General features: G+C 53.1%; 9 protein-coding genes. 8 read left to right on the forward strand and 1 reads right to left on the reverse strand.

Features of this window, described 5'->3' with window-relative positions; genetic code table 11:
* Positions 1-32: 32 nt before the first annotated feature.
* From ACMX25_RS36445 to ACMX25_RS36455, 3 genes are all read left to right on the forward strand, one after another.
* Positions 33-1,055: an IS30 family transposase gene (locus ACMX25_RS36445; RefSeq protein ID WP_414948293.1), complete on the forward strand. Its 1,023-nt coding sequence runs from the start codon at positions 33-35 to the stop codon at positions 1,053-1,055.
* 155 nt (positions 1,056-1,210) lie between these two features.
* Positions 1,211-1,693, forward strand: coding sequence for a hypothetical protein (locus ACMX25_RS36450; protein WP_414954730.1), 483 nt, complete (start codon positions 1,211-1,213; stop codon positions 1,691-1,693).
* Between the two features lie 461 nt (positions 1,694-2,154).
* Positions 2,155-3,759 carry a hypothetical protein gene (locus ACMX25_RS36455; protein WP_414954731.1) on the forward strand — a complete coding sequence of 535 codons (1,605 nt, stop codon included), beginning with the start codon at positions 2,155-2,157 and terminating at the stop codon, positions 3,757-3,759.
* On the opposite strand, the gene ACMX25_RS36460 is transcribed toward ACMX25_RS36455, so the two are convergent.
* Positions 3,664-3,951 (reverse strand): AlbA family DNA-binding domain-containing protein, encoded by a 288-nt coding sequence (locus ACMX25_RS36460; protein WP_414954732.1) that lies wholly within the window; start codon positions 3,949-3,951, stop codon positions 3,664-3,666. The genes ACMX25_RS36455 and ACMX25_RS36460 overlap by 96 nt on opposite strands.
* Before the next feature lie 504 nt (positions 3,952-4,455).
* On the opposite strand from ACMX25_RS36460, the gene ACMX25_RS36465 reads away from it, so the two are divergent.
* From ACMX25_RS36465 to ACMX25_RS36485, 5 genes are all read left to right on the forward strand, one after another.
* Positions 4,456-7,707: an ATP-binding protein gene (locus ACMX25_RS36465; RefSeq protein ID WP_414954733.1), complete on the forward strand. Its 3,252-nt coding sequence runs from the start codon at positions 4,456-4,458 to the stop codon at positions 7,705-7,707.
* A gap of 11 nt (positions 7,708-7,718) precedes the next feature.
* Positions 7,719-9,125: a hypothetical protein gene (locus ACMX25_RS36470; RefSeq protein WP_414954734.1), complete on the forward strand. Its 1,407-nt coding sequence runs from the start codon at positions 7,719-7,721 to the stop codon at positions 9,123-9,125.
* A gap of 503 nt (positions 9,126-9,628) precedes the next feature.
* Complete coding sequence (gene zorA, locus ACMX25_RS36475) at positions 9,629-11,629, forward strand: anti-phage ZorAB system protein ZorA (protein ID WP_414954735.1); 2,001 nt, start codon at positions 9,629-9,631, stop codon at positions 11,627-11,629.
* On the forward strand, positions 11,629-12,354 hold the full coding sequence (locus ACMX25_RS36480; RefSeq protein WP_414954736.1) for an OmpA family protein: 726 nt from the start codon (positions 11,629-11,631) through the stop codon (positions 12,352-12,354). The genes zorA and ACMX25_RS36480 overlap by 1 nt, the downstream gene beginning before the upstream one ends.
* A 68-nt stretch (positions 12,355-12,422) precedes the next feature.
* Positions 12,423-14,099 carry an EH signature domain-containing protein gene (locus ACMX25_RS36485; protein ID WP_414954737.1) on the forward strand — a complete coding sequence of 559 codons (1,677 nt, stop codon included), beginning with the start codon at positions 12,423-12,425 and terminating at the stop codon, positions 14,097-14,099.
* Position 14,100 lies beyond the last annotated feature (1 nt).

Raw genomic sequence — 14,100 nt, forward strand, 5'->3', positions numbered from 1 at the left:
AAGCGCAACACCAAAGCGTATAAGGTGTTGTAATGCATAAAGCAAATCAGTACGAGCAGTTGCAAGCTGAGGAACGTTTGGAGATTGCGAGCCTACGTCAACGGGGTTCTAGTATTCGGGCCATGGCCCGAATACTCGGGCGCTCGGCCTCTACCCTTAGCCGCGAACTCAGGCGCAATAGTTCTGTGCTTGGTTATGTCCCAGCAGCGGCGCACGCACTCAGTTCGGCCCGACGATCCAACAGTGCGGTCGCGCCCAAACTCGGGCCTCACAGCGCTTGCTGGAGGGTCGTCCTCACGCTGCTGGAGTGGCGTTGGTCGCCTCAGCAAATCTCTGGAGTCCTCAAGCGTATGTTCCCAAACGATCCGACTTTGCAGGTCTCGCACGAAACGATTTACACCACTATCTACGCCCACCCAGGCGGCGAACTACGGCGTCAACTCATTGCTTGTTTGCGTCGTGCTCATCGCGCCCGTATGTCGCGGACACGGGGTAGTGATCGCCGCTGGCAAATTCCAAATATGGTCAGCATTCACGTGCGCCCACCTGAAATAGAGGATCGCGTGATGCCCGGGCACTGGGAGGGCGACTTCATTAAAGGCGAAGGCAATCGCTCTTCAGTGGGCGTGTTGGTGGAGAGAACCAGCCGTCTAGTGCTGCTGGCTAAGATGGACGATGCCACAGCCGAATCTGCACTGGCTGGCTTCTCCGCCAAGCTCAACTCGATCCCCGAGCACTTGCGTCACAGCTTCACTTACGACCAGGGGCGTGAACTCTCACGGCATCAAGAACTTGCCGCTCAAACAGGCGTGAATGTCTATTTTTGCGATCCACACAGCCCGTGGCAGCGAGGAACTTGTGAAAATACCAACGGCCTGTTGCGCGAGTACTTGCCCAAAGGCACCGACCTTTCCGTCCATAGTCAGGCCGACCTCGACGTCATTGCAGACAGCTTGAACAACCGCCCTCGTGCTACGCATGCGTTTCATTCACCCTTCGAGGTATTTGCCGCGACACTAAAAGCAGCGGATCTCGCAACGTCATCTAAACATTAGACCAGTTGTTGCACTTCGACTTGAGACCGCCCACCATCCGAGCAAGATTAGTTGATAGGCGTGCGCTCGATGCTGACCTGGCGTGGAGTTCACTGAAGTTGTCTGGGTCCAAGCTGCGCCACCTTCTCGGCGGCGATTGGGTGCCAGAAAACGCGATGACAGCCCTTTATATTCACGGTCCGCAGATAACCGTTGGCGAGAAGCCAGGGTATTTTGCGACATACATCCCGTCAGTGGACTGGGCGAGCGGCGCGACTTTCAGCTGCGATGCGGAAGCATCAATTGAGCGCAAGGCGCGCGATGTTAGAGCGCACGTTGCTCGCGCCGTCCAGCAAGTGCCCAACGACGAGCTCTCTGTGTTACATGTGGCATTTGAAACCCTCGAAGGGCCCGGTGTAGAGAACCGCCGCCTGCAAAAGGTGATTCGCTCCGTCGAGAGCATGACTTCAATGAAGATGGTTGCCGGCATCATTCTCCACTCGTTACAGCCTGTAGATAGCACCGGCCAAGCTATCGTAATTGATGAGACGTCATCGGATTTTTGGCGGTTGCCTGACCTTCGAGAAGTTGTTCCACTCATGGTCGTGCTTCCAGCGAGCCACGGACTTCAAGCACGTGAAGGCAATCATTGGGACTGACGCAAGTCGCGGCGCGAGAATCCCTCTCATCAATTCTTTCCCGTTCTCAAACTAATGATTCATTTCGACCGCAATCCACTGCCACTTCTCTCACTCAACCGCGCTTCATCCGCTACAACGTACGCGCCTGAAATAGGCTGCCGCCGATTGTTGGTTCGATTTCTCGTCACAGTGGGAGGGGCGGATTTGCGCGCTTCGCATATCGTCACAAAGTGGTTCGCCTCACCGAGGGTCAGCGTGGCCGATTCGGAGGGTGATTTGTCCGTTGCGCATCCACAACGACGAACAAATGCACCTATACTTCCGCAAGGCCATTGCAATAAAGCTTCAAAGCGCTCCGATGTATTGTCGAGTTCAATTTATGGTTGATTGTTGAAAGAATAGTTGTACTTTTTAATTGAAAGTGTGGTTGGGAGCTGGTCCGAGCAAAAAATCAAACGACCGACGCTGCGGAGCTGAACATGGCTAATGGAAATTATCCTTTTTATCCCATCATTTACGTCAGGGGATACGCCATGACGGAAGGTGCGATAGACGAAACCGCTGCGGACCCCTTCTGCGGGTATAACGCAGGCTCGACCATCTTTCGGGCTGTGGCGGACACCGGTAAAAATCCGAGGCGCTTTATCTTTGAGTCCCCCGTTGTGCGATTGGCGGCTGACTATCGGTATGGCACGACTTATTCCGACGGGTATGAGATTTCCGACGATGACTGGAAACCAAATCCGATTACGGGACTCCCGTTGCGGTGCGTGGCCATCCTCCGCTACTACGACAGCGCAGCACAGGTTCTTGGCGGAAATGCTGCGCCCAATATTCCAGACGCAGCCAACCAACTTAGTGCATTGATATTAAAGCTTCGGACCTGCATTTTGGCGTCCCCGGATAGCGGAGTCGACACCGCAGATGATTTCCGCTGCTACCTAGTGGGACATTCAATGGGCGGTCTGGTCTGTCGAGCATTTTTGCAAAACGACCCGCCGAGCGGAGCAGAAGACCTGCGCCGGCATGTCGATAAGTTCTTTACGTATGCAACGCCACATAACGGTATCGATGTGGCTGGATTCAACGTGCCTCCGTGGCTATCTAAGGATGCGGCAAACAATTTCAATCGTGATTTTATGGCGCAGTACCTAAATCTGGATGCCGAGTACAAAGCGACGAATAGGGTCGATTGGCTACCCGTGGGACCGCTGTCTCCAAGACGGGTATTTTGCATGGTTGGAACCAACAGGTCCGACTATGAAGCCGCAATGGGCGCGTCGCGTACATTTGTTGGGCACGGCAGCGATGGGCTCGTGAGGATTGAGAACGCCACGTTGCGCGGGATAGCGTCAGACAATACGCCAGGTGAACCCTGCGCCAAAGCTTTTACATATCGCGCACACTCGGGATATTTCGGCATCGTCAATGGAGAGGAATCCTACCAGAATTTGACGCGTTTTCTGTTTGGCGACATACGGGTTGATATCTGGGCTGATATCGACAGCTTTCGGTTACCTCCTGAAGTCGTCGCCGACGCCAACGGAAAGAACATCAACGCGCTATACCAGTTTGAGCTGCTCGCCTCTCCTCGAGGAAAGCCATGGTATCTGTCTCGAAGGATTGCCGAAGAGGATTCGGTTGCATGCCTGTCGTACCAAGACTGGATAGCGACCGCAGAGACGAAGTCCATGTATCTGTCAACGGTTTTTCTGTCGAACCTCGCCAAGATGGACTCAAAGGACCCGACACTAGCTTACTCAGTTACGCTCGGAATACGAGCGCCCGACTACGAGGTCGATGGCGTACTTTGGATGAAAGAGCATTTTGAAGGAGGGTATCTCTTTAGGAAAACTCTCATCATCCGCTTATCTCCTGCTGGGGGCGGTCAAGAGGCTTCGGTCGAATATGAGTGGTTGGAGGACCCTACGACGCCCCCGAAGATTTTGCCAGTACCGCCGGCCACCGAAGCGAAACCAGGGGAAATTTCAATTCCGTTCGATAACCCTGCTCAACCGGGTGTGACGGGTAGTATTAGATTCGCTTTTTCGCCGTGGAACGTCGGCAGGTCCAAACTGAAATGAGAGCCTTCTCTTGCGATTGTCCTGGACGCCCGGCATGCGAGGTTCAACTCCGTTCATCAGAAGGTCCGCCAACCGAAGCGCAGTCTCATCCGGATTAAGGTCCATCGGCACAATCTCAGTGGCAATTCCGTCGTCATCTTCATTGATGCCGAATATGAGGTCGCCGCCCCCAGCATTTGCGAATGCAGACACGTCGGCGAATAACTAGTGCCGCGAGGCGTTGTCCCAAGCAGCTGGCAATCCCCGCTTGAAATCAAGGTGCGGTCCCTCCGACGAGCGCTCGGCTATTAGCCGTTCAAGATGTCCCTGGGCAGTTTCAATCAGCCTTTATGGAAATTGCATTTTCGACCTCGTTGAGTTTTCGACGAAGAGTGTAGTCGAGGTAACGAGGATTGTTGAACATGTTGTTAGGCGCGCGTCTCCGACCGATACCCCGAGCCGCTAGCAACCTATGTATGTGCGGCTCCGCACATCCGGAAAACATATTTCATTACAAATCGGACGGTGGATTCCCTCATAGCGACCGGATTCGATTGTCCTAATATTAACTAGATGCTGCATCGTATTGCTTTTCGATGCCGGCATCGAGCGCGTCGACAGTCGGAGACTCATCTAATTCGCTTGGCTTGAAAACAAGTCAGAACAGCATTTCCCTGTAGAAATAGTTTAAGGCATGACTAACGGCGGAAATTCAGAATGCTTTTTGCTGTTCATCGAAAAGCTTTGGAACAACTGCACTTCTGCAACAAAAAAAATAAGGATGCCAAAATGCCAAAACCAGCTACAGAGGTGGTTCCAGAGAACGAAAGCTCGTCGCAAAACCATTTACTCCGTTCTCATGACCTTGAAGCCCACATGGATGAGCTCAAGGCTGTCGATGTCATTCGACACCAAAGCGCTTTGATGCGGACAGCAGGGCACGAAGCATTGCTTAGTATTGAACCCGCTCCCAATGAGAAATTGGACCTCTACCATAGATATAAGAGAGCCAGGATTGAGTGGCAATTTTCTAAGAAAGACAGCGCCGCTATTAAACGCGTCCGCGCTGTCGAAGCGTACGTTAAATCGTTTTGCCTATCTGACCTCCTAGGGGAGGACATGCCTGTGCTTGCAGCAGCGGAGGCTATCCGTACTTTCGTGTCGGTTGGGCACCTCTCAACACGCGAGCCCACGCTACTTGCTTGGTACTGGATTGTCAGAGAGATTTTCTCGGCGAATTCGCCCGATTGGTGCTTGGGCGGCGCTAGAGCAGGTAGCACTGGTTGGGCGAACGCTTATGTTACGTCACAGTGTGTTCAAGCCCTGTCTGACTTGGCTATCAACCTTGAGAAGACTGCCGAATTCTTGCTGACTATGCAACGGGCCGCCGAACAGTTGAAAGCCCTGAACAATGAGAAAATCCCCGAGGCATGGCGACTTCGAGACAAGGAGCGGCTCAAAAAGGACGTCGAAACGACGATTGGATTAGCGTCAAATATGATTGCGTTCAATCTCGAATCGTTTTTGACGCCTTCTGAACTGGAAATCGATGTATTTTTTAAGGATGGGTTGAAGAAGACTGTACTTCGTGAGTTGCAGAAACTGAAGGAGAGCTTGAAATCCGCTAGGGATTGCCTAGACGTTATCGCGGTAATTCCTGATACGAATAAAAATATGAAGGAGGAAAACGTTGCGCAATTTCATGAGTTGATTAAGTCATGCAGACATCTCCATGACCCAGTAAGTGCAGAGAGAGATTCGGAAGAGGGGGTCGTCCAACGGGCGGACCTTCTGGTCAATTGTCAGCCTATGATAGTTGTTCCCGAGTCACAGACCGCGCATATTTTGGCAACCCAGTCCATGAAGATGGGCATTGGCCATGCGGAGTCGGCCCTCAGAGCTATCGCAAGTGGCGTGGGCAACGACGATTGGATGGCTGACGTTGCGGCCGAATACAGCAAAGCTGCAAACGACGTGCGTCTCGGTATGTCTGCTTGCAAAGGCTACTTGTCTGGAGTAATTGACCGACAGATTGCCGCCTGCGGGCCTAACGATAATCGGTCGTGGGAGCCTGGCGAGTTAGCGTTTGCCGCTTCAGCATACGGACTGGCATCTGGTATTCACTCCGACGAGTCAGATGTTAGCCGCCTGAAACTCGCTGCAAAGCTCGTTTACGATGACCTGTCCGCTGACGGGACCATTTCGAACCGGAGCCCATACCACGCCAACGAGTCTACGCGTTACTTTAATGACACTGACCAATTGCTTGGAGCCGTTGCCGAGTTGGTGCGCGCAGCAAAACACCCAATTGACGAGCACTTGGCCGGCTATCTATTTCGATACTTCGACAGACAATGTTTTCGTGAGCCTGGAACAAAAAAAATACTTGGCTGGTTTTCGGAATTCGACCATAAACGCGAGTCAGCAAGTGTGAGAGCAACGACGGACGCAGTCGAAAGTCTCGGAGCGGTCAATCGAATGCTTGACGAAGGTATCAATCACACCATATTGGAACACTTCACCGTACGTCAACCATCTTCTACCAAGCTATACCTCGACACGCTTTTCTACCCTGACTATGGATTTGTTCAAAAGGACATCAGCGAGTTGGGAGCGATAACGCGAACTTCGGTTGCGATGACTATGCAGAGGATGCGTAGCCACGTCGCTCGAATTCCGGGAGTGAGTGACCAGCTGAACTCGATTGTTCTCTATGGTCCGGGAGGAACAGGGAAGACAACGCTAATTGAGGCGTTGGCAAAGACTTGCAACGTTCCCCTTGTGGAGGTCACCCCTAGTGACCTTGCGAAAGGTGGGGAGTCGGACGTAGAAAAGCGTGCTCGAGCGGTCTTTGAGGCTTTGTCGATGCTTTCACAGGCAGTTATCCTATTCGATGAGTTTGACCCAGTGTTAAAGCGTCGCGACGAGTCTGGTGAGAAGACGACAAATATCTTCTCATTCCTTACGCCAGGCATGCTACCTAAGCTGAAGTCCCTTCATGAGAACGCGAGCGACCGGCGTGTCGCATACGCGCTTGTCACGAACCTTATTGGAAGCTTGGACGTTCCAGCAGTCCGACAAGGGCGATTTGATGCGGCGGTAGGTATCTATCCCCCAGACCCGTTATCCAGACTTGGATACATTCATAAGGTATGTCGTGTGCATCTAGATTCTGGTAAGCACGGACTGAAAGAAGGCAGATTCCAGATGGAAAGAGTTCTGGAGATGGTGCGTAAGACTTCTGGACTTGGCATGACGCCGATGACTGCGGCTGGGTGGTTTCGTATTCCTGAAAAGCTTGAGCTAGACGACAAACCTATTGGATATATCTACAAAAGGACGGAGGCAATGCCAATAATTCCTGGAGTGGAAGAGCGCTTCAGTAAAAAGAAAGGAATCGGTCCATTCGCTTCAGAAGAGTTTGTCGAGTGGGGATGGTTGACGAGGTGGGAAAATAGCCTATTACAGATTCCAAAGAACAAATTAAATAAAGTCGAGCCATACTGCGATTGGCCCACGAGTGAGGAATCTATAAAAGCGGTGACAGTGCTAAGGGCGATGGCGGACGAAACAGGCGAGGCCGAACCTTCCGCTGCAATGAAGGCAATTGATGTTGCGATGAAATCAGGGACATTGAACAGTAGGTTCAGCTCGCTGGCTGCATCGACGTCGGCAACACAGCAGCTGTCACAAACGCAGGCGATTTCTATAGCAGTCTCAGCGCAAATGGTTGCAGACCATTGGTGGCCTCCTACCGATGCGACCAAAAAGATGGGCCAAGACTATTTGTACACCAGTCAATCAATGCCGCAATTCATGGCGAAAGTTGCTAAGAGACTTGTCGATGGCAATCCGTCATTTATTTTCACCTGTGACCAGGGTCTCTGCGACCAAAGTTTATCCTGTACCGTGCCGCAGCTTATGGCAAACATTGACGGCCATACCCGACAGGCGGTAACGGCACAATAGGAGGCCTCGTCGTGTATAGCGAAGTAGTTTCGAAAACGAGGAAACCGTGGAAAAATAACGCACAGATAGGTGTTACGTTCATCACGATTCTTTTGAGTCAGCTCTGTTCAAGTAGCGCCGTGGCTGAAAATGCTCAATCCTCGAAGGATTTAACAATCTGCGTGGAAGGGGTCGTGGACAAGGACCGACTTGCCCGGGCGCTGCTAAAGGAATTCCCAGTAAGTGCCTTGGCGCTTAGCTCGACCAGCGACCCGCGATTCGTCAATCTTTCCCCTCAGCGACAGCTTTTTGCCAATCCGGCAAGTTGCGGTGCGGACTGTCCGGCGTCGGACAGGACATCGTTGAAGGCTGCAGCGTATCGAGTCGAAATGATGTTGATTGGCGATGAGGCCGACCGTTTTTCTGCTTCGAACCCGTCGGTTGACCCACATGAATATATGCGCGGAAAGAATTCAGACAATGCTGTGAAGTGCATAGGCATAACTCAGACATTGGAGGCAAAGGACGAACAGGGCGGGCGCCCACAGGGAAAGGACCTCGGTCCGGAGGGACAATTGCGAATTCGCGGGAGCGCAAATGCGCTCGGAATAGCTCGACCACCGGGCGATGCCGCCAGCAGTGGCTCGGCGAGTCAAGGCGCCTACGCCACGGTAGACAAGGCGACTTTTCAGTTGACTCAAGATTCAGCTGCAGGAAAGAGAACCTCGAACCTCGTGACCTACATTGGTTACGCGTTACCGACGTCAATATTTTCGTCGGACGGGTCGAATATCGACGTGCTAACACTCACGCCTTACGTTGGCGTAAACCGGGATATCGTATCCGTCAGCAAGGGTAGTTCGGCGAAGCCAAGTGCCAATGACACAGCGGACGTTGGCCTCGTAGGACAATTAAATTTTCGCACCGGAAAAGATATTAACTCAATTATGTCACATGACATCAGCGTGAGACCGGACTATCTGTTTGATTTTCAAGACCATAGCCGGCTCGCATCATTGAATTTCTCATACACGCCAATCATCCAAGGGATTGCAAATACCTACGCACCCGTGCTTATCGCCGGCAAGAGTGGGTATTTTGCGTATCAACCGATATTTGTTGTAAAGACGAACATCGGCTACTACACGAATCACGGTGACCCGCCTGCATCGCAGGGCAACAAGGACTTTGTTCGACTCGGGGGCGAAATTGGCCTAGCATTCCTGAGCCAAATTAGTTGGCTCCCCGTTGACTTCTCTTTCACGTATGTCAGGTTATATCCGACTAACGGCGGCGTGCGTGTCGGCGAACTGAATTGTGCTTTTTCGTACAACTTCAACCGATATTGGGGGCTAAGTCTGAAGTACCTTCATGGTAATCGCGAAGACACAGCTAAATTCGAAAAAGAGTGGCTTCTAGCATTGTCGGCCAAGTATTGATTGGTGCCCCAAGAATCGCTGGATGCCACGTCGGAACGTATGAGGCGTTCACCGCGCAATATCTATCAGAAAAATTATGTTTTTTCGTTCGTAAGGGTAAATACTACGTTCTTGGGGACCCGCGCTTCGAGATTGACTGCCAAGTCATCTGCTGTGAACCGTATCGCTTGGCGAGCTCGGCCGTTTCTCGAAACGGGCAATGATTGCACGCGACAGAGGTCCCATTCGCAAGGTAGTGTCACGTGCCGAGCATAGGGGAAGGCAAATGCATCGTTTAAATTAAGTTTTTTTCGCAGGTGCCGATAACGTGTTGTCGAGAGCCCTCTCGCCAATTGAGTCGGTATGTGAGAGTCGCGGCGAGTGGCGAGACAAACGGGTGATACGCCGACGGTTTGCTTTTAAAGGTTCGACGATGTCCGTGACGCTTGTCGGACGACGTGCGGTTGCTTGCGGCACACTAGCGCCGACAAATATAATTTATCAAAACTGAGAGAGAACGACGCATGTTTGAGACCTTGATGCAATCACCGTGGGTCGTCCAGGCGTGTGCGGTCGCTCTGATTATCCTGCTTCTACTGTTCGTTGGGTATTTCATTCCACGCGCAATCGGGCGCGGCGTGACGCTTGGACGAATTATCAGAGGGCTGGAGACTTTCAAAGGAAAGCCTGCCGAGAAGCCGGTGGAACTCTTCGCAGGATATCGGGACCTGTCACACCTATGGGCGGAGTTCAGCAAAACTCTGTTCCCAGAGAAACATTTTGACGCGGCCACAGCGACCGAAGTGCTAGATGCCTATCGGCTTACAATACCGGCCGAACAGTTTTTTAGCCCATCCATCGTCGTCGACAGTCGGGTCGGTTCAGAGTTCTTCAAACATGTCCCGGGGATTCTCACTGGCATTGGGATTATCGGAACGTTCTTCGGCATGTTGCGAGGACTCAAAAATTTCGCAATCTCCGACAACGCGCAGGTCGTACGGGAAAGTCTGGGGCTGTTGCTTCACAGCGTATCTGAAGCCTTCGTCGTTTCCGCTTTTGCCATTTTCTTCGCCATTGCCATTACCTTTGTTGAAAAAATCACGCTCGCGGTGCTTTATAGCCGTGCTGAGGAACTGATTTTTCGCCTTGACAGCCTTTATAAGGCGGGCGCTGGGGAGGAGATGCTGGCAAAGTTGGTCACGTCCTCCGAAGACGCCGTCACCACGAGCAAGGTTCTTAAAGACGCGCTGGTGACTGAGCTAAGCGGAATTCTGCGTGAGCTTGCGGACAGCCAAATTGCCGCACAGAAGGAATCGAGCGAGCGACTTGGTTCACAAATTGGTGCGCAAATCGGGCAGGAAATTGCGACCGGATTGGCTGAACCGATAAAGGCAATGACCGAAGCGCTCCAAGGCGTTTCAGGAGACCGAGCTGAAGGGGTTCATAAATTACTCACTGACGTCATTTCGGGCCTAAGCCAGAATCTCAAAGACCTGTTCGGCGACCAGATATCCGGCATCAATGAGATGCAGCAGCAGACCATCACCGCGCTTCATTCGGCGGTCGGGAAAATGGCCGATATGACTGCGTCGCTCGAAGGAGCGGGTACGCGAGGCGCCGAGAAAATGGCGGACAAGCTGAGCGAGGCTATCAGTACCATGGAAGCGCGCCAGGAAGTCATGACCGGTCAAATGGCGCGAATTGTCGAAGACATGAAAGCGTCTGTTGCAACTTCACAGTCGGAGACGAACGACAAACTCGCCGAAGCGCTGGCCAACGTTGGGCAGACGGTAGAGGCTCTGGCGGGCAAGCTGAACGAGCAGTCGACGCAGGCGGCGCATGCTCATGCAGATAGACAACAACAGCTGGCGTCGCAGTCGGATGCGAGTATCGCCAGCATGCGGGGGTCGGTCGAATCCTTTGCGGGGCAGATGGAGCGCCTGATTGCCGAGGTCAAGGCGACGGTTGACACCATGAAGAATGTGACACTTGATACGGTAAGCCGAATGAACACAGGCGCCGAGACGATGTACATGGCGGCGAGCGAATTCAAGAATGCGGGTTCGGCAGTGAGCGGGGTTCTGCGCGATACCGGGAGCACAATCGAGAAACTGGCCGGCGCCGCGACATCTGTCGGTTCTGCGTCTATGACCCTGCAGGGAGTCGTGAACGACTACCGCACATCCCGCGACCAAATGGCCACCATGCTGATGGAACTCAATCAAGTGGTCGCCAACGCGAAGCGCGAAGCTGGCCTGACCTCTGGGATTATCGCGGGTATTGAGCGTGCAGCGTTGAGCCTGGGAACCGCGAACATCGAGGCAAAGGCGTTTACTGACGGCGTCGTAAACGTCCTGAGTACGTCGTCAAAGGCCTTTCAAGCCACGGTTGACAGCGATATGGATGTCATTTATCGAGAATTGGCTGGGAAAATGGCCACAGCGACCGGCATGCTCCGTCAGTCAATTCACGAGCTATCCCAAGCAGTCGAACTGTCCGTTCCTAACCGTGCAGTGAGAGCCTGATGCTAGGCTCGCGAACTTTCGTTAAACGGGGTGGGGGCAAAGAAGCGGAAAAGCCCTTCTGGATTTCTTACGCTGACTTGATGACCGCCTTGATGGTCTTGTTCCTCGTAGCGATGTCGGTTACCTTGCTGGCCGTGACGAAGACTGTTGACGAAGGTCAGAGACTGAAGGCGCAGCGCGACAAGGACATCACGGAACTGCTGCGCCGCGTTGAGGCGGCCGCCACCAAGTATCCCGGCGTCAGGGTGTACAAGGACCGAAACGCCATCGACTTCGGGGATAGAGCGCGGTTCGATAAGAACAGTTCAGGGCTTAAGCCGGAACAGCAACGGCTCCTTCGTGCCTTTGTACCCGAAGTCCTGGCGATTGCGCACGACCAACTAGGCCAAAAATGGCTGAAGCAGATTGTTGTCGAGGGGTTCTCCAGCCCGGAAGGCGACTACCTCTACAACCTGAATCTCAGTCTTCAGCGCAGCCAGCGTGTCTTGTGCGTGTTGCTCGCCAAACCATTTCCTGATGAAACTGAAATGAGTCAAGACCAGCTGGAGCAGATTCGTGACCTTTTCCTTGTCGGAGGCTATTCGTTTAATGCTGCAAAGGCGACGTTCGAAGACAGCCGGCGTGTTGAGCTTCGGCTCGAATTTCTCGGACTCGGGGAGACTCGCGCGGCGGCCGGCGACGTGCCACGCGGAAACTTCGGTGCCTGCGCATTGGGGCCGAGCTAATGAGCCCCTTGGAACGCCTACAGCATTCACTGAGCGCGCCGCGCTCCCGAGCCAGCCACGCGAACTCGATGGCGCCGCTCGACCACGAGATTGAAGTCCTTCGGAAGACACATGAGGGCGGGGGGGAGGGTCGACCGCAAAGAGACGTGCTGGTTGAAGCAGTCCAGCGGTTTCGGAACACACCGATTCTCAATAATTCCCGAGAAGCTCGTTTGGTTTCCTTCGGCTGCACGGAGCTCATTGGCAGCGCAAACTACAGGTTAATCGAAGACGGTGACCGGTTTCCTCGACTTCTTGACGGCGTGGAACAAGGATTTAGAGCATATCGACCGCAGTTCCGAAAGTCATACCAAGGACTGCTTGACGCGTATTTGCGATATTTTCCCGTGCCAACAATTCCTTCTGGCTTGTCGAATTGGAATCAGCTTAAACATTGGCTCGACATGTACGCGCGTGATGTCAACGAACCCGAAGGCATCAATCAATTGTGGGTGACTGCATTGCAATCGAATGCTCGATTGTTTTCGGACAACCCCGCTCAAGCTTATGGCCGAGACTACCTCGAAGGGCGGGATGCCGAAGTCAATAAGTTTCGGCAGGACTTGGGTATCAGAGAGGACTCTTGGTTCGAAGAACAACTGGTGCGCGCTCGAATCGAAGCAGCGACAGCCGAACCGCAGGATGCGCAATTCAAGCTCCACATCCCAAAGGTGTTGGAGCTTCTGAAGTCTCTCGTCAAATCACGGGGCACTCTGTTTAACGAGGGACTTGGCCGTATTTTGACTCGATTCGAGCGGTGCAGTCCGCAGGGTGCGGACGAGTCGTTACGCGATTTCGCACTGGCGAACTGGGGGAATCCCCAAATTTTGGGCGGGGAAAAAAGTGGATGGCGCTCGGTCAGCACCCCGGTGCGAAATATGGTCAGTGCGTGGCTCAACAAGCACTACATCGAGTATTTTTTTGGCGTGCTCGCTCAGGAAGGCAGAAGTGACCAACGGCGCCTGAAGTTTTGGGTGCGCTACCACCGCAGCATCGGCCTTGTTAATTTTGCTCTTGGGCCGCAGGCGCGAGAGTCTTATGCACCTGACATGAGGGCTGCGCGCACGAAGCTCAAGGCCCTAATCGTTGATTTGCAGGGCGGAGGCGACGGCGGCAATAACGCGTTTGTTATGTCATTCGGCGATTGGGTTGTTGTTGAGTTTGGTCAAACGGGCAACGCATGTTTTTTGTTCAAGCAAAACGATATGCCCTTCTTGCTCGGGCAAAACGTTTCGGCACCTGATGTACGAGCGCATGACCGTACACGCTCGCGCGGAGCATCCGGCTCCGAGAGAATGACTCATGGCCAGACGAAAGAAGGAACTTGGGAAAAACGCTTTGAGCGCGCGCTTGCGTCCCGAGGGATTTATCCTGACCAGGGATACTCGTCGGGCAATGCATTTGCGGGCGTCGGCGTGTCAGAAACGCCCCGCTATACTCCGCCGACAGAACGAAAATCGGCGGTACCGAGCTCCGCATCGCTGAACCCTAAACCTTTACCGACCAAATTCGACGCGAACGAAGAACGTCTCCTTCGTGCCGAGTGCGAACGACATGGTTTTGTTTTAAGGGACCTTAGGCCTAGAAATGGGAACCTCCTAGTCGAAATCGACGATTCTGATAATTTCGGACTCAGCAAGCGTTTAGTCGCGTGGGGATTTCAATATAGGGTAGGTAGGGGCTGGTGGCTTTCTAGTGAGACGTGAT

The organism is Caballeronia eucalypticola (assembly GCF_047608185.1).
Taxonomy (GTDB): Bacteria; Pseudomonadota; Gammaproteobacteria; order Burkholderiales; family Burkholderiaceae; genus Caballeronia.